At 71.2% G+C, this 16,229-nt stretch carries 13 protein-coding genes; 4 read left to right on the forward strand and 9 right to left on the reverse strand.

Annotation, left to right across the window (positions count from 1 at the left end):
* Positions 1–50: 50 nt before the first annotated feature.
* From iolB to AB0K35_RS03450, 7 genes are all read right to left on the reverse strand, one after another.
* Entirely contained in the window at positions 51–875 is an 825-nt protein-coding gene (gene iolB, locus AB0K35_RS03420; RefSeq protein WP_363883451.1) for a 5-deoxy-glucuronate isomerase, read from the reverse strand.
* A gap of 45 nt (positions 876–920) precedes the next feature.
* Positions 921–2,105 (reverse strand): glycoside hydrolase family 88 protein, encoded by a 1,185-nt coding sequence (locus AB0K35_RS03425; RefSeq protein WP_363883453.1) that lies wholly within the window; start codon positions 2,103–2,105, stop codon positions 921–923.
* 84 nt (positions 2,106–2,189) lie between these two features.
* On the reverse strand, positions 2,190–2,867 hold the full coding sequence (locus AB0K35_RS03430; protein WP_238667965.1) for a hypothetical protein: 678 nt from the start codon (positions 2,865–2,867) through the stop codon (positions 2,190–2,192).
* 5 nt (positions 2,868–2,872) lie between these two features.
* Entirely contained in the window at positions 2,873–3,769 is an 897-nt protein-coding gene (locus AB0K35_RS03435; protein ID WP_363883455.1) for a carbohydrate ABC transporter permease, read from the reverse strand.
* A complete protein-coding gene (locus AB0K35_RS03440) occupies positions 3,769–4,632 on the reverse strand; it encodes a sugar ABC transporter permease (RefSeq protein ID WP_238667967.1) in 864 nt (287 codons plus the stop codon). The genes AB0K35_RS03435 and AB0K35_RS03440 overlap by 1 nt, the downstream gene beginning before the upstream one ends.
* A 116-nt stretch (positions 4,633–4,748) precedes the next feature.
* Positions 4,749–6,053, reverse strand: a complete 1,305-nt coding sequence (locus AB0K35_RS03445; protein WP_363883457.1) for an extracellular solute-binding protein — start codon at positions 6,051–6,053, stop codon at positions 4,749–4,751.
* On the reverse strand, positions 6,053–8,098 hold the full coding sequence (locus tag AB0K35_RS03450) for a DUF2264 domain-containing protein (protein ID WP_363883459.1): 2,046 nt from the start codon (positions 8,096–8,098) through the stop codon (positions 6,053–6,055). Before AB0K35_RS03450 ends, AB0K35_RS03445 begins: the two co-directional genes overlap by 1 nt.
* A 467-nt stretch (positions 8,099–8,565) precedes the next feature.
* Here AB0K35_RS03450 and AB0K35_RS03455 point away from each other — a divergent pair, with 467 nt between their 5' ends.
* The 4 genes from AB0K35_RS03455 to AB0K35_RS03470 all read left to right on the forward strand — a co-directional run bounded on the left by AB0K35_RS03455 (position 8,566) and on the right by AB0K35_RS03470 (position 12,686).
* Positions 8,566–9,705, forward strand: coding sequence for a substrate-binding domain-containing protein (locus AB0K35_RS03455; protein ID WP_363883461.1), 1,140 nt, complete (start codon positions 8,566–8,568; stop codon positions 9,703–9,705).
* Between the two features lie 1,045 nt (positions 9,706–10,750).
* Complete coding sequence (locus AB0K35_RS03460) at positions 10,751–11,176, forward strand: hypothetical protein (protein WP_363883463.1); 426 nt, start codon at positions 10,751–10,753, stop codon at positions 11,174–11,176.
* A 197-nt stretch (positions 11,177–11,373) separates the two neighbouring features.
* Positions 11,374–11,982 carry a response regulator transcription factor gene (locus tag AB0K35_RS03465; RefSeq protein WP_238667971.1) on the forward strand — a complete coding sequence of 203 codons (609 nt, stop codon included), beginning with the start codon at positions 11,374–11,376 and terminating at the stop codon, positions 11,980–11,982.
* 119 nt (positions 11,983–12,101) lie between these two features.
* Positions 12,102–12,686, forward strand: coding sequence for a response regulator transcription factor (locus AB0K35_RS03470; protein WP_238667972.1), 585 nt, complete (start codon positions 12,102–12,104; stop codon positions 12,684–12,686).
* Positions 12,687–12,712: 26 nt separating this feature from the next.
* Here the strand turns inward: AB0K35_RS03470 and AB0K35_RS03475 are convergent, their stop codons facing one another.
* Both AB0K35_RS03475 and AB0K35_RS03480 read right to left on the reverse strand, forming a co-directional pair.
* Positions 12,713–14,491 (reverse strand): ATP-binding cassette domain-containing protein, encoded by a 1,779-nt coding sequence (locus AB0K35_RS03475; RefSeq protein WP_363883466.1) that lies wholly within the window; start codon positions 14,489–14,491, stop codon positions 12,713–12,715.
* Entirely contained in the window at positions 14,488–16,215 is a 1,728-nt protein-coding gene (locus tag AB0K35_RS03480) for an ABC transporter ATP-binding protein (RefSeq protein ID WP_363883468.1), read from the reverse strand. Before AB0K35_RS03480 ends, AB0K35_RS03475 begins: the two co-directional genes overlap by 4 nt.
* Between the last annotated feature and the right edge of the window lie 14 nt (positions 16,216–16,229).

A 16,229-nucleotide genomic window follows, 5' to 3' on the forward strand; every position in this document is an offset into this window, starting at 1 on the left:
CCACGTCAAGGCCCCGGACGACGACTTGGCGATGGGTCTCACCGACGTCGCTACAGGCCCAGGCCCCGCAGGGTCGGTACGGTCTGGCCCACCCAGGCGAGGTCGACGTCCTCGCGAGCGCCCTGGGTGCGTTGCGTGCCGGCCAGGAACCACAGGAAATAGGTGGTGTAGCCGGGTGCGCTGACCACTGTGTGGTAACCCTCGGGCATCATCTGCATCACATGGTCACGGATGGTGACGTTCTCCTCGTACCCGTCGTCGGTGTAGACCCGGCTGATGCCGAACCCGTTCGCCGGGTTGACGCGGTAGTAGTACATCTCCTCGTGTGCGGCCTCGGCGGGCAGGTCGTCGACCTTGTGCCGATGAGGCGGGTAGGTGCTCCAGTTGCCCGAGGGCGTGTAGGTCTCGCCGACGATGAGCCGGCGGGCGGGCAGGTCCGGCTGGGAGATCTCGGTGAGGATCTGGTGGTAGGTACGGCCGAAGTTGGCCGCTCCCCAGCGGCCGGTCGCTACCTGCTCCGGTGCGATGACGTAGGGGTCTGTGGCCAGTTCGCTGGGCGCGCTGGGTAGGGCTATCTCCACGGCGGTGACCGCCTCGACGGTCACCGGGGAGCCGGCCGGGATGTAGACCGAGTGCGGCTTGCCGGAGAAGACGTCCGGTCGTTGGCCGACCTGTGGGAAATGGTGGCCGGCGACGGTGAAGCTGGCCGTGCCACCGAGGACGACGGCCAGGATCTCCCGGTCACCGGACTCGCCGGTCCAGGACTCGCCGGCCGACAGCCGCAGCAGTGTGAAGTCCAGCAGCCGGCAGGGATTGAAGGGCAGCGTGTTCCGGCCGTCGAGGGCGGGAATGGCGCAGTGGTAGCGGTAGTCCATGGTCACCTTTCGGGATGCGGGGTGGAGCGGGTCGGTGCAGGGTCGTCACCAGGGGCTGGTCCAGCCCGCGACGGTGGCCCGGGTGAGGGCTTCCAGGTAGAAGTAGTCGCCCCAGAGGGTTCCCTCGTCGACGCCGATGCCCTTGGGCTTGTCGTAGACGCCGTGCAGGATCAGCGCGTTCGAGACCTGATGACCGTCGGTGGAGTAGTGGCCGATGAGCGAGCCCAGGATCTCGGCGGCGGCCTTCCGGTACCGGTCGGCGCTGGCCGTGTCGGTAAGGCCGTCTGCCAGTTCGACCAGGCCGCAGGCGGCGATGGCCGCGGCCGAGCTGTCCCGCTCCTGACCGCTGCCGTCACCGAACTCCAGATCCCAGTACGCGACGTGGTCGTCGGGCAGGTGGGCGAGGAAGCGGTCGGCGCAGGTCCTCGCGGCGGCGAGCAGCGCCGGGTCGCCGATGTGCCGGTGGTTGAGGCTGAACCCGTAGATGCCCCATGCCTGCCCGCGCGCCCAGCAGGAGTGGTCGGAGTGGCCCTGTTCGGTTTCGCCGCGTAGCGGCGCACCGCTGTCCGCGTCCCAGTAGAAGGTGTGGAAGGTGGTGCCGTCCGGACGCAGGATGTGCTGGCGCAGCTGAGCGGTGTGCCGGCGGGCCGCGGCGGCGTAGCGGTCGTCACCGGTGGTCTGGCTGGCCCAGAAGAGCAGCGGCGTGTTCATGAGGCTGTCGATGATCGTGCGCCCGCGTTGGCGTGGGTCGTTCAGATCGCCCCAGGCCTGAATGATTCCGGCGGGTTCGAGGACGCGCGTCATCAGGTGGTCGGCGGCGGCGAGGGCCGCGTCTCGGGCCTGCGGGTCACCGGTACGGCGGGCCGGGGTGACGCAGGCGAGCGTGTAGAGGAACCCGAGGTCGTGGGTGTCCAGGTCGATGCCGTGGGTCATCCGGGCCGCGAAGCTGTCCACGTGGGAGAGCGCGGCCCGCAGGTGGCGTTCGTCGCCGGTCAGGTCGTGTGCCAGCCAGAGCATGCCGGGCCAGAAGCTGGTGGTCCAGCCGACGTTGGCGCCCTCGGGCTGGCCTCCGCTCGGTGGCCGCAGCGGGTAGCGGTTGGCGTCGGTGGTGTCCGCGGGGTACCGGTCGCCGAAGGTGGTGATGTTCGCGTCGACGGTACGTAGCGCGGCGGCCACCGCGGCCGCCGTGGCCTCTGCGTCGGAGCTGGGACGGACGTCGGTCGCCGTCATGGATGCTGTTCTCCCTCGTGGGTCCGGTCCGGTGCCGGGCAGGTGTCTCATCGGCGTCCCGGCTCGTTGGCCGGAACGTGGTGCTCAGGCGCTCTGCGGTGCGGGCGTCGGTGGGTCGAGGGCGGCGCGCAGGGTGAAGCGGCTGTTGGCCCACACGACGTAGAGCAGTGGCGCGGCGGCGAGGCCGAGCGCGATCGCGGGGCGGGCCGCCAGGATCTGTGCGAGCAGCACGAGGACGAGGAGAGACACGGCGCTGAGGTACCACCGGCGCACCGCCAGATACAGGCAGGCGCGGGCCACCTCACGCAACCGCGCGGTGGGTCGCTCGGCGACGGTCACCAGCCCCAGCAACGTGGTAGCGACGGTGAGGACGATGAGGGTCGCCAGCACCGGAAGGGCGAGTGCCCCGACCCGGTGGCCCCACGCGGCGCGCGCGTCGACGGCGAGCACCACCAGGGCAGCCATGGCTGCCGCCGTCCAGAGCATCGCCGGCCGGGCGGTGGCTCGCCAGGCGCGGCCGAAGGTGCGCAGCACGCCGCCGGTGTCGCCGGCCGAATAGGCGGACATGACCGCGAACACCGCACAGAGCCCCGGCGCGCAGAGCGGGGCGGTCAGCGCGTACAGCGGCCAGGAGCGCGCCGCCTCGGTGGTGAACGCGAGCGTCACCAGTGGCAGGCAACCGAGCACCAGCAGCAGGTTGCTGACGAGCGCGACATAGAACCCGTCGAAGACGGCGGCAATGGTGTTGTGGCGCGAACGCATGGGCCTCAACCCTTCAGTCCGGTCGTGGCGATGCCCTCGATGAAGTAGCGCTGGCCGAGCAGGAAGATGACAGCGACGGGCAGCACGGACAGCACGGAGCCCGTCATGATCAGCGCGTACTCGGCGTTGTACTGGGAGATGAAGGTGTTGAGCCCCAGTTGGATGGTGCGCAGCTCCGGACTGCGCAGGTAGATCAGCGGGCCGAGGTAGTCGTTCCAGGTGGTCACGAACGTCAGCAGGGCCAGGCTGGCCAGCGCCGGTCGGGACAGCGGCAGCATGATCCGTCGGTAGATGCCGAACTCGCTGAGCCCGTCCACCCGCGCCGACTCGCTCAGCTCCTCGGGGATCGTCTCGTAGAACTGCTTCATCAGGAACACGCCGAACGCGCCGAACGCCTGTAGCGCGACGATCGACCACAGCGTGTTCGACAACTGCAACTTCGACATGAGGATGAACTGCGGAATCATGTACGACTGCCAGGGCACCGCGATCGTCCCGACGTACGCCAGGAAGAGCGCGTTGCGGCCGGGAAAGCGCACCCGGGCGAAGCCGTAGGCGGCGAAACTGCCGGTCACCACCTGTAGGAGGCTGACGACCACCGACAGCAGCAGCGTGTTTCCCAACCAGGTCGTCATGTCCGAGCGCTGCCAGATGTCGAGGTAGTTTCGCCACACCACGGGATCGGGGAGCCAGGTGATCGGGATGGTGAAGACGTCGCTGTTGGTCTTCAACGACGCCACCACCATCCAGTAGAACGGCAGTAGCAGCCCGGCCGCCGCGAGCACGAGGGCGGCGTACCCGACGAGCCGCCAGCCCCGGGACTGGACCGATCGGCGGGGCGCGTTGCGGTTGCCGGGCGCGGCGACGGCCGGGGTGGGCAGGGAGAGGTCGGTAGCGGTCATCAGCTGTTCCTCCGCTTGTTGACCATGAACTGAATGACCGTGATGCTGAAGCAGATGGCGAACAGGACGATGGAGACCGCCGAGGCGTAGCCGAACTGGTTCTCCTCGAAGCCCTTCTGGTAGATGTACTGCGAGAGCACGAGTGTCGACTGGCCCGGTCCGCCGCCGGTCATCACGAGGATGAGGTCGAAGACCTTGAAGCTTTCGATGGTGAGCAGCACTGTGACGAAGAAGGTGGTGTGGCGTAACCCGGGGAGGGTCACGTGCACGAACCGCTGCCACGGTGAGGCGCCGTCGGTCTCGGCCGCCTCGTAGAGCTGGGCCGGGATGGTCTGCAGGCCGGCCAGGAACAGCAGCATGTAGTAACCCATGTACCGCCAGGTGCCGACGATGATGACCGCCGGCATCGACCAGGTCGACGACGTGGTCCAGCCCGGGGCGTTGTCCACCCCGACGGCACCGAGGAGAGCGTTGATCGGGCCGTACTCCGGGCTGAACAGCTGGTTCCAGACGATCGCGATCGCCACGATCGAGGTGATGTAGGGGAAGAAGGCGACGGTGCGGAAAAACCGTACGCCGCGCAGTTTGCGGTTGAGCAGCAGCGCCAGCCCGAGTGACGCCCCGAGGGTCAGCGGGATGTGGAAGACGGTGTAGTAGACGGTGTTGCGCAGAGCGGTCCAGAAGCTCGCGTCGCTCCACATGCGCCGGAAGTTGGCGGTGCCGGTCCACTCGGCCACCCCGAAGACGTTCCAGTTGGTGAATGCCACGTAGAACAGCACGACGACGGGTAGCAGGGTGAGCACGGCGAAGCCGACGAAGTTGGGCAGGATGAACGACCAGCCGGCGACCGTGTTACGCGACACCAGCCGCCGGTTCCTGGGTCTCGTGCGCGGCAATGTTGCCATAGGGAGTCTCCGGAAGCGTTCGGCATGGTGGCGGGACCGGCGTGCGACGAAGGCGCGCCGGACCCGCCATCAGCTCACTGGTTGAGGACCTCGTTCTTGGCGCGGGTCTGCGCCTTGCTCAGCTCCGCGTCGACGCCCTTGCTGTCGGAGAGGATCGCCGAGTGTGTCTCGTTGAGGAGGTTCTGCAGGCCGGCGGTGTGCTTCGACACCGGGTTCTCCGGCTTGATGGTGTGCTTGGCGTAGGCGAACTTCGACAGGTCGTCCTGCGGTACGCCGTCCAGCCCGAACAGCGTCGCGGTGACCGCGTCGGTGACCTGGGCCGGGGTGATGCCGATCCCGGCCAGCGCCTTGCCGGCTTCCGGGCCGGCCGCGTACTGGAGGAATGCCTTGGCCGCGGCGGTCTTGGACTTGCTGATCTTCGGGTTGATCCCCAGGCCGGTCGGATCACCGAAGGTGACAGGCGTGGCGGAGGTGCCGGTGGTGGACTTGTCGAACTGCGGCGCCGGGGCGATCCCCCACTGGAACTTGTCGGCGTCACCGCTCTGTCGCTGGTTGAGCAGCGTGGCCACGTACCAGGTGCCCATCAGCAGCATCGCCGACTGCTGCTTGCCGAACTGCGCCTGGTAGGTGAGTTTGTTGGTTTTCGCGGTGCCGAAGGTCGGCTGCGCGCCGGCCGCCTGCAGGTCAAGTGACCGCTCGTAGTACGGCTTCAGGTAGCCGTAGTCCCCGGAGAGCAGGTCCGCGTTGGGGGTCTGGGCGAGCGCGAATCCCTGCACTGTCGACTGGAAGGTGTGCTGGTACGCGCCGGTCGCGTTCGAGCCGGCCCCCTTCAGCCCGGTGTGCAGTCGCTTCGTCGCGGCGGTGTAGTCGTCCCAGGTCCAACTGCCGTCCGGCGGTGCCACCTTCGCCTTCGCGAACAGGTCCTTGTTGTAGAACAACACCCACGAGTCCTGCCGGTACGGCACCGCGTACGCCTTGCCATCCACCTGGTACGACGCGAGCGCCGGGCTCGAGCCGAGACCGGAGGTGATGTCGGAGACGTCGAGCAGCTGACCACCGCTCTGGTACGTGTAGAAGTTCTTGAGGTTCTTCATGACGTAGACGTCCGGGGCGGTGCCGGCGGCCAGGTCCGTGATCATCTGGGTGTCGTAGTCGTTGCCTGGGGCGTACTCCTTGAGCTCCACCGTCATGTTCGGGTGGGTCGCCTTGAAGCCGTCGGCGAGCGTCTTGAACTCGGGCGTGGACGACAGACTCCAGCCAGCCAGGGTGATCGTCACCGGGGCGTTGGGGTCGACTGGCTCGTCTCCGCCGCCGCAACCGGCGAGAACAAGCGTCAGGGCCGTCGCAGCGCTGATGACGGCTGGTATGGCACGCTTCATCACTCTCTCCTTGGGTCAAGGGGCCCGAACGGGCCCGCACTGCTACCAGGACGCCTGGTGGGCCTGGCATGCTCCGTGTCCAGACGGGTCGACGTGCTGATCCCGTCGGGCCAGTCGACCGCCAGGTGGAGGCCGCGGCCGTCCTCGTCGAGCACGGCCCGGCATGCCTGCCCGGCCGTGGCCACCGGCACCCTGGACAGCTCGGTCAAGGCGGCGGCCCATGCGCCCGGCCGAACGGGGTGGTCCAGCCATGGCACGACCAGCCCGTCGGCCAAGGGCCCGCCGTGCGCAACGGCGGTGACGCCGGCCGTGCCGCCGCCGTGAATGCTGTCGAGCCGGCTGGTCAGGTCGGCGTGGGTCACGACCGCCACGCCGCCGTCGACGGTGACCGTCGCATCCCCGGCAATGGCCCAGCCGCCGATCCGTAGCCTCAGCGCAGCTGCCTCGACGCCGTCGGCGAGGTCGTCGACGCGGGTCAGACGTAGTTCCCAGGGGCCGCGGACCAGCGAATACACAGTGAGGTGCCCGGCCGGCCGGGACCGGCCCACGCGGCCGCCGCCGTGGTCGCGCTGACCTGGATCCGGGTCGACCCAGTGGGCGAGGGCACGTGACCCGGCCACGCCCACGCCGTCGGTGTCGGCGTGGACGGTGAGCAGGCGCATGCCGGCGCGGTGGGTGACCCGGCCCGCGTCGTCGACGAGAGTGACGGACTGGTCGAGCGGAGTGGCCCAGCCACTGTCGTCGAGAACCGGGGTGGTGGCCGTGGAGTAGCCCAGTCGGGCGTAGAGCGGGGAATCTGAGACGGTGGCACCCTCGACGGCGTGGTCGGTGCCGTGGTTGACGACGCGGACGATGCCGTCGGCACGGGTGCCAGAGATCAGCCAGCCTGGCGCGCGTATCGCCCGCACCGTGTCCCGCTCCTCCACCGGTAGCGGCTCCTGGGGAGTCGTCCAGACCGGATGGTCGGCGGGTAGCGCGATGCCGAGCAGGCCCTTGCTGGCCCAGTACGGCGAGCCCGGCCCGGAGTACGACTGCGCCAGTCGCGGCCACGGCCTGTGCCAGCCGAGGGTGAGCAGGCCTCGTTCGTCCAGGGCGCCGTTGGCGACGAAGTGACGCACGATGCGGGTGGCCGCGCCACGCAACCGGCCGATGCTGACCGAGGACACACCGGCGATGGCACCGACCCAGAACGGCGCCGCCGCGGCGAAGCGGTAGGTCAGGCTGCGCCCCTGGATCAACGGTGATCCGTCGGCGCCCACGAGCGCGACCGCGTCGCTCAGGAAGCGGTCGAGGCCGGCCAGGTCCCGTTCGCGGCGCTGCTCGGCCAGGTCCGCCGCGCCGGCCATCCGGGCCCACAGCGTCGGGTAGAGGTGCAGGGCCCAGCCCACGTAGTGGTCGTAGGCGCGGTCCGGCCCGTCGGACATCCAGCCGTCCCCGCGGACGAACCCGTCATGGGTGGTCAGGTCCTGGTTCATCTCGTCGAGCGAGTGCGGCCCGCCCACCGAACGCAGAAACGTCTGTACGACCAGCCGGAACCAGACCCAGTTGATCCGTGGGTACGTGTCGTCGCCGACTGCCGGGCGCAGATAGTCCACTACCCGCTCGCGCACCACGGACGGCAGTCGATCCCAGATCCACGGGCGGGTCATGTCCAGGACCAGCGCGATGGAGGCGGCCTCCACCTTCGCCTGGGGGTGCTCGTCCAAGCGCACCCAACGGTCTGGAGAGCTCGGGTCGGTGCCGGCGGTGATGCCTGCCGTGTACCGGGCCACGAGCTCGTCCAAGCCCACTCCCCGGGCACCTGCGATGCGGAACCCAGCCAGCAGGAAGGTGCGGGCGAAGCCCTCCAGTCCGTCGACGGCCCGCCCGTAACCGCCCTCCGGCCCGGGGAAGGTGACGAGGGAGTGTCCGGGTGAGGCGAACGGTCGGGCGGCGGCGAGCATCCGGTCGGCGAGGGCCAACCAGTCATCCCGGCTCCAGGTCGCGGCGGTGGCGACATCCGAGTCCGTCGCCGGTGCCACCTGGCCGGTCGTCCCGAACGTCATCCGTGGTCCTGTCGCATCGATCGGTCTCCGTCGACTGTGGCGAGCGGGGGGTTGCCCATGAATGTGACGTGCAGGCATCCGCAGGGTTTCCGAAGTAAAACGCTCACAAAGGAGCAAGTCAATGCCCTTCCCAAACCGATGTGAACACACTCGATCAAAAGAACGCACGATGCGCCTCGAAGTCGGCCCGGCCCCGCCTGCTGTCCGGCCGACGGCACTTGCTGCGCTCCCGCCTGCACCTCGACAGCCACAATCGCTCTGATACGATCAGAATCGTTCACAGCCGCTCTATCAGTCCGAGGAGCCATGACCGGCGCAGACCGCTTCGCAGGCCCTCTGGCCGCGACGCGGCCGGGGCGGGCTCGTGATCCGGCTCACGATCGACATCACCGCGTTCGGCCCGGCCGGCGAGGTGGCCCGCACCATGCAAGAGCTTTCGCCGCACGAAGCGTTCCTCGGAGGTCCCCATGACCAAGGACAGCCCCGTCGTCGTCACGGCGGAGGCCTCCCGAGGGCCGCTTCAGGTCGCCCGCCGCCAGCAACTGTTGGCAGCCCTGCAACGCGACGGCTCGATGCGCATCTCTGACCTGTCCCAGGTGCTCGGTGCCGCGCCGGTCACCATCCGGCGCGACATTGCCGATCTCGCCGCCGAAGGGTTGGTTCGCCGGGTCCACGGTGGGGTCGCCCTGATCCTGCCGGACGACGTCCCGGCAGCCGACGAGCCATCCGCCGCAGGCCCGGACCCGTTGGTCGGGCGCGCCCTCGGCATGCTCGTACCCTCCTTGGACTACTACTGGCCGGACGTGGCTCGCGGCGTCGAGGGGGCCGCCCGCGAGCTCGACATGCGGGTGGTTCTGCGCGGCTCCTCCTACGACAGTGAGGACGACCAGCCGCAACTGGCCCGCATGGTGGGGCGGATGGGCGTCGACGCGCTGATCATCGCGCCGAGCATGGCCGCACCGACCGCCGAGCGCACCATCGAGTGGCTCGACCAGGTCGGCGTCCCGGTTGTCCTGCTGGAACGCACCGCCACGGTAGGCAGCCACCACGCGGTCCTGGAGTCGGTGGTCACCGACCACGCGCTCGGTGCGGCAATGGCGGTGCGTCACCTCACCTCGCTCGGACACCGCAAGGTCGGCCTGGTGCTCGACGCCAACAGCCCCACCAGCCAGCACGTGCGGCGCGGCTGGCTCGACGCCGCTACCGAGTGCGGCCTCGACCCGGACGCCGCGGTGATGGCTGTTGTACCCGGCGCACGGTCGTCCGAGCGAGACACGGTACTCAACGGCATCCTCGACCAGTGCCAGGCGACCGGGACGACGGCGCTGCTGGTGCACGCTGACGCCGAGGCGATAGCGCTGGTGCAGCACTGCGAGGAGCGACACCTGTCCGTTCCCGGCGACCTCTCCATCGTGGCGTACGACGACGAGGTCGCCGGGCTCTTCAGCCCGCCGCTGACGGCGGTCCGACCGCCGCGACGCTCGATCGGACGAGCCGCCGTGCGTCTCGTCGCCGACCGGCTCGCCGACCCCGAGCGTCCCACCCACCGGATCGTCATCAGCCCATCGCTGCGGGTCCGAGGGTCGACCGCGCCGCCACCCGCGTAGGCGGTCTCCCCCGGCCCGAAACGTTCGGGCCGGGCAGGCCGGGGTGATCCGGGCCGTTCACCTGACCCAGGCGGGTCGGCCGTGACCCTGCAGTCGTGGCCGCGGACGGGCCGGTGCCGGACGGACCGGCGGATGCGCCCACCCGGCCCGCACAGCGACATGACCGGTTCGCCGATCACTGAGCAGCCGGGTGGCGGCCAGCCAGCCTCCACAGCAGACGTGGTGCGGTGACATCCCGCCTAGGAGCGCTCCCATCACCGGATGCGATTACGTGAGCACATCGCTACGATGGGTCAGCAATCCAGAGGGAAGGGGTCGTGCTCGCGTGCGAAGTCCCGTCACCGAGACCGCGTCGGCGTCTGCGCCGGGCCGATCCGCGCCGCTTGCGGCCGGCCGGCTGCGTAGGCTCGCCCGGCGGCTGGTGCTGATCGCGGCCGCCGTCGGGGCGGGTTTCGTCGTGGCTACCCTGTTTCAGGGGCCGGCCGCCGCCGACGGGATGCGCAGCGGGTCCGGTGACGAGCCTCATCGGAGGATCGGCGCTCTGGTCGAGTCGGTCGCGCGGCTCACGATCGCCGAGCGCCCCAACCAGGACCGCCAACGAGCCGCGACTGCCGACGACAGTCGCCGCCCCGGGCCCCGTACCCCGCTGGCAGGGCCGACCGGTGCAGCCACCGGCCCCCGCGACAAGCCACCCTCGACGGAGCCTCGACTGTCGACGGCTGCGTCGAGGCTCGGCGCACCCGTTTCACCCGGCTCGGCGACGGAGCGCGAAAAGCTCCGGCCGACCTCCGTAGCCCGTGCGGCTCATCGTGTCGGGCTGACGCAGCCGCCCGCCGATCCACCACGTAAGCCAGCCACCGTCGCACCCAGGCCACCCGCGCCGCGCGGACCAGGCGATCTACCAGTGTTGGGCCTGATCACCGCTCCCCTGCCGCACGTCGTCGACATCGTGAGCGCGGTGCCGATCAGGCCCGTCGTCTTGGGGCTCCTCCGGGTCGCCGATGCCGTTCTACCACCCCCTCTCTGCCCGGTGATCGTTCCGGCGGTGACACCTGCGCTGCCCGCTCCTCCAGCGCTCGGGCCGACCGCCGTGCCGGTGACCGAGCCAGCTCCCGTGCTGACAGTTCCGACGCCACCGGCAGGTCCGGCGCTGACCCCCGTACGCGTCGCAGCGCCGCCGGCCCCGGCCGCGCCACCGCCGATGTCCGTCGTCGGCCCCGCGTGGGCCACGGCCCCGACGGGGCACCTCGCCGCCCGCCCGGCACCGGTGGCCGCGCCGGCAGTGCTTCCCGGTGAGCCCGTCGCACCCGCCGACCAGGACGCCGCCGGCATTGACAACGGATCGACGCCTGCACCGGGGCTGGTCCGACCGCTCGACCGGCAGTCGCCCCGCGATGCCGGGCAATCCTGCGATCTCGTGCCGCTTCTGGTCGAGAGCCGAACTCCGTCGGCGATCGCCCGCCCAGGCTGAGGCCTGTCGACCGACAGCGGTTGCTGGCCCGAGCGGCCTGCTCCACCCACTGATCGGTCGATCAGTGCCCGCGCCCGTCCGCCGCGACGATGCCGCGGGCCGATGCCCACACGTCTGTAGCGCACGACGCCCGGACCAACCCGTGGACGTTCCGGGATCGGTGGCCGTCGTGGCGCATACCGGAGATCGGAGAAAACGTGGTGATCCACGTTGTTGTCGCCGAGGACATGGGTTTGCTCCGCGGGGCGCTCTGCGCCGCGCTGTCACGCGAGGAGGACATGGAGGTGGTCGCCGACGTCGATGGTGTCGGTGAACTGTTGACTGTGGTCCGGCGGTGCCGACCACAGGTGGTGGTGCTGGCACTGACACCGGAGCTGCCCGACCCGGTGGAGGTGGTCGCCCGGATCGACGTCGAGGCGCCGCACGCCGCCGTGTTGGCGATGAGCCCTCGGTGGAGTCCGGCGTTGGTGGAGGCGGCGCTGGCAGCCGGCGCGCGCGGCCTGGTCGGGAAGGACTGTTCGCTGGCCGAGCTGGTGCGCGCGATCCGCGCGCTCGCGGCCGGGGAACGGGCGATCGACCCGGCCGCGGCGATCGCGGTGCTGAGTCCCCCGGAGATGCCGTTGACGCCTCGGGAGATGGACGTGCTGCGAATGGCAGCCGAAGGGCTGCCACTGAAGGAGATCGCCGTCCGCCTCTACCTGGCACACGGAACGGTGCGCAATCACCTGTCGGTGATTCTGCGCAAGACCGGGGCCCGCAACCGGTTGGAGGCGGTGTCACGCGCGCGGCGTAACGGCTGGCTGTGACCGTCGAGGGCGGGTCCGGTGAAGATGACCGACCCGCCCTCGTCGCCGTGCGGCCCCACCGGATGCGTGTTTGAATGTTGACGTTGTGTGATCACCATCGGAGTGCGGGAAGGTTCATCGTGATCCGTACCTTGCTCGCCTTGGACGGTGCCCTGGTTCTGGGCGCGCTGTCGTTCGTCCTCGCCGCCGAGGAGGACATCCGCGTCGTGGCGGAGGTGGATAGCGGCGACGCGGTCTCCGCGGCCGTCCACGCTCAATGCCCCGACGTCGTGGTGGCCGACCTCGATCTCGTCGAGCAGGTCGATCCCGACCGCCTCGGCAAGTGCCCCGTCCTGGTGCTGGCCCACCCTCATCGGGCCCGGCGGCTGCGAGGCATGCTGTGTCCGACCAGGGCGGTCGGCATCCTGCGCAGTGACGCCGCCCCCCAGCGGGTCATCGACGGGATCCGCCGGCTCGCCCGCCGGGAGCCAGTGCTCGACGCGGATCTCGTCGTCGCGGCGCTGCACTCGGACGGCCCACTGACCAGCCGCGAGACGGAGGTGTTGAGGCTGACGGCCGCAGGGGCGCCGGTCGCGGAGGTGGCGGTGTCGCTCGGGCTCACCCGTGGCACCGTCCGCAATCACCTCGGACGGATCGCCCGCAAGGTGGGCGCGCGTACCCGGGTGGAGGCCGTGCGGATGGCCGGCGAGGCGGGCTGGATCTGAGCCGCGCCGTCGGCGCGGCTGCGCTGTCAGCTCCGCCGCGTCGACGCCGCCGGGGACGGCACCATCGAGTCGTCCCAGCAGCCGACGAGCGCCCGGTAGGTGGCCGAGCGGGCCAACAACTGTTCGTGCGTCCCCACCACGGGCTCGTCGCCGTCGAGGACCAGCACCCGACCGGCCCGCAGCGCGGAACTGATCCGGTGCGCGATCACCACCAGGCTGCCGGGCCGCCGGGCGAAGGCGGCCTCGACCGTCGCTTCCAGCACCGGGTCCAGGTGACAGGTCGCCTCGTCGAGGACCACCAACGGGGCGGGTGCCAGCCAGGCCCGAACCGCCGCGATGAGCTGCCGCTCGCCGGCGGAGAGCAGGGCCGGCGCGACCTGCGCGCCCAGGCCGCCCAGGCGGGACGCCAGGGGACGCGCACCGAGCGCGTCCAGGGCGACCTCCAGCGTGTCATCGTCGGCGTCCGGCCGGAGGTAGCGGAGGTTGTCGGCGAGACTGCCGGTGAAGACGTACGCCTCCTGGGGCACCAGCACTCGCATCCGGGCGAGAACGGCCGGCTCAGCCTCGGCGACCGGCATGCCGGCCAGGTGGACCGTGCCTGCCTGCGGCGGCACCAGACCGGCCATCAGGGCGGCCAGTGTGGACTTGCCCGCACCGCTCGGGCCCACCACGGCGAGATGGCCCCGGTCGGCCAGCGTCAGCGAGAAGTTCAGCAGGACGGGCCGGGCGCGCGGGCCGTAGCCGAAGGTCAGTCCCCGTACCTCGACGGCTGGTGGACGATCGGCCGGACCGGCGGGTGGTCGACGGTGGGGCGTCCCGGCGGCGAGGGCTGGCGGGCACTGGTCGTCGGAGACCGGACAGGTGCGCAGGATGTTCTCCAGGGTCACCGCGTAACGGAGCCCGCCGCCGCCGAGGCCCTGCACCAATGTGTGCAGCGCGGGCTGCAGCCCGGTGGAGACGTAGATCAGCGCCCCCAGCACCGCGCCGGCGGTGAGACCACGCTCGACCAGCCACGGGGCGGTCACCATCAGCACCAGCAGTGGCAGCCAGCCGCCGATGCCGAGGCTGAGGCTGCGGATCGCCGCCATCCGGGCGAGCATGCGTTCGGCGGCGGCCTGCTCCGACACCCACCGTGCCACCTCCGCCGTCACGCGTGTCTGTGCGCCGCACGCCAGCACGTCGCGGTGACCGGCCAGCGCGGTCGCCGCCGACTGGCCGAGCTGTTCACCGGCCCGGACGTAGGCGCGCTGGTGCGTGACCATCGCCGGCAGCGCGGCGAGAAACACGGCCAGACCGGCGACCAGCGGCGCGACCGCCAGCGCCGCCACCACCGGCGCCAGGGCGAGCAGGCCGAGCACTGCCGCGCCAGCGGAGAAGAGGAACCCGCGGGTCACCATCAGCAGACCGGCGAAGGTGTCGCGGATGATCTCCATCTGGTGGGTCAGCCGGGTCACGGCGGCGCTGTCCGGACGGCCACCCGCACTGGTGGCGTCGCGTAGCGCGCCCCTGATCACCTGAGCGGCCACCTCGTCGCGGAACGGCTCGACCACGGCGCCGAGGCTCCGGTACGTCCGACCGGTGGCCGCCGCGCCGACCAGTACGGCCACCGCGAGGACCCCCAACCAGGCCAGGCCGTTGAGGAGACGTCCGGCCAGAAAACCCTCGTCGACGGCACGGGCCACCAGGTAGCCGGCGAGCAGCGCGGGCAGCGACTCGACAAGCGACCAGCCGCCGAGCCCGGCGAGCTCACGCCGCCTGGCCCGCAGCGCCCGCCAGGTCACCCGGCGTACGCCGGCACGGCTCACGACCCACCGCCGGCCGGCTGGAAGACGGCACGGTAGTCCGGGTCGGCCCACAGGTGCCGGTGCGGCGCCAGGCCGCGCACCCGGCCGCCGTCCAGCCAGGCGACGAGATCGGCCGCCGCGGCCGCCGCGCTCCGGTGGGTGACCACCAGTCGGGTACGCCCCCCGGCGTGCCCGAGAACAGCCTCGGTGATCCGATGTTCGGTGGCGGTGTCGAGGCTGGACGTCGCGTCGTCCAGGATGAGCAGCCGTTCGGCGGCGAACGCGCGGGCCAGGCCGAGGCGTTGGGTCTCGCCCCCGGAGAGCGGTGTGTCCACCAGCGGGGTGCGGTAACCGCCGGGCAGCCGGTCGATCACGTCGGCGACCGCCGCCATCCGGGCCGCCCGCAGAACGGCCGGTGTGGCCGGGCTCCGATCGGCCGGCGGCGCCGCCGAGTCGTCAGGCAGTGCCAGGCCGATCGCGTCGTGGACGGTGGCGCCGATCAGCACCGGCCGGTCGAAGGCGTAGCCGACGGCCCGGCGCAGCTCCACCGCGTCGAGGTCCCGCAGCGGCACCCCGTCCAGTCGCACGTCACCGCTGTCGGGGTCGTACAACCGTCCCGCCACGGCCGCCACCGTCGACTTGCCGGCACCGGACGCTCCGACCACGGCCACTGTGGCGCCGGCCGGCACGTCCAGGTCGACGCCGTCCAGGATGGGCCGGCCGTCGTCGGCGTACACGCACACCCCGCGCAGTCGCAGGGCGCCGCCGCCGGGTGGAAGGGGCCGATCACCTGCCGGCGTGGCGGGCTGCGTCAGCACCTCGGCGACCCGGTGTGCTCCCGCGCGGCTGCGGACCAGGTGGTTCAGGGTGGCGAGCACTGCACCGAGCCCGGCGCCCATTGCCGCGTACCGGACTGCCGCAACCAGTTCACCCGGTGTGAGCCAGCCTGCGGTCAAGGCGTACCCGCCGACCGCGATGACGCTCAGGTTCAGCAGCGGCGCCACGGCCGAGGTGCGCGCACTCGCCCGGGCCAGCAGTGCCCAGGTACGCCGGCCGTGCCGGTCCAGCTCCGGTAGGGCCGCCAGCACCCGGTCCTCCTCGCGACGGGTGGTGCCGGCGGCGGCGATGGTCCGGGCACCGGTCAACGACTCCAGCAGTCGGCCGGCGATGCTGCCGAGCACCCGTTGGTAGCCGGCGGTCGCGGCCGAGGCGTCGGCCACGAAGGCGCGCATGAGGACGGCGAGCAGGCCGAGACCGGCGAGCACTGTGACCCCGAGGACCGGTTCCATGATGGTGAGCGCGACGACGCTGCCGAGCGGCGGAAGCACCGCCACGATGGTCAGGACCATGGCGTTGCCGGCCTGTCCCGCGTCGGCAGCCTGGCCGACCAACCGGCCGACGAGATCACCCACCGGGTGCCGGCGGGTGGCGCGGACGTCCATGGCGAACAGGTGACGCAGTAGGCGCCGGCGCAGTCCGGCGGTGGCACGCGCCGCACCGAACCCGCTGGCCAGGTCCGTCAGGGTGTCGACGCAGATGAGGACGACGACAAGGGCGCAGGCGGACACCGCCCACCAGCCGGAGCCACCGGCGAGGGCGGCGTCGACGGCGCGGCCGAGGGCCGCGGGTAGCAACAGTTCGGCGGCCGCGCCGAGCAACGCGACCGCTGCGAGTCCGGCGGTCCAGCCGCCGCCCGCCAGGACCGTCTGCCGCAGCAGCCTGTCCCCCACGGCGAACGTCGGCATCGGTCCTCCCGTTG

Source organism: Micromonospora sp. NPDC053740 (assembly GCF_040677775.1).
GTDB lineage: Bacteria > Actinomycetota > Actinomycetes > Mycobacteriales > Micromonosporaceae > Micromonospora > Micromonospora alfalfae.

What these genes read in the sequence shown, in the direction of transcription:
- iolB (WP_363883451.1), bottom strand. Translation starts at nt 875, where the DNA reads ATGGACTACCGCTACCACTGCGCCATTCCCGCCCTCGACGGCCGGAAC.
- AB0K35_RS03425 (WP_363883453.1), bottom strand. Translation starts at nt 2,105, where the DNA reads ATGACGGCGACCGACGTCCGTCCCAGCTCCGACGCAGAGGCCACGGCG.
- AB0K35_RS03430 (WP_238667965.1), bottom strand. Translation starts at nt 2,867, where the DNA reads ATGCGTTCGCGCCACAACACCATTGCCGCCGTCTTCGACGGGTTCTAT.
- AB0K35_RS03435 (WP_363883455.1), bottom strand. Translation starts at nt 3,769, where the DNA reads ATGACCGCTACCGACCTCTCCCTGCCCACCCCGGCCGTCGCCGCGCCC.
- AB0K35_RS03445 (WP_363883457.1), bottom strand. Translation starts at nt 6,053, where the DNA reads ATGAAGCGTGCCATACCAGCCGTCATCAGCGCTGCGACGGCCCTGACG.
- AB0K35_RS03450 (WP_363883459.1), bottom strand. Translation starts at nt 8,098, where the DNA reads ATGACGTTCGGGACGACCGGCCAGGTGGCACCGGCGACGGACTCGGAT.
- AB0K35_RS03455 (WP_363883461.1), top strand. Translation starts at nt 8,566, where the DNA reads ATGACCAAGGACAGCCCCGTCGTCGTCACGGCGGAGGCCTCCCGAGGG.
- AB0K35_RS03480 (WP_363883468.1), bottom strand. Translation starts at nt 16,215, where the DNA reads ATGCCGACGTTCGCCGTGGGGGACAGGCTGCTGCGGCAGACGGTCCTG.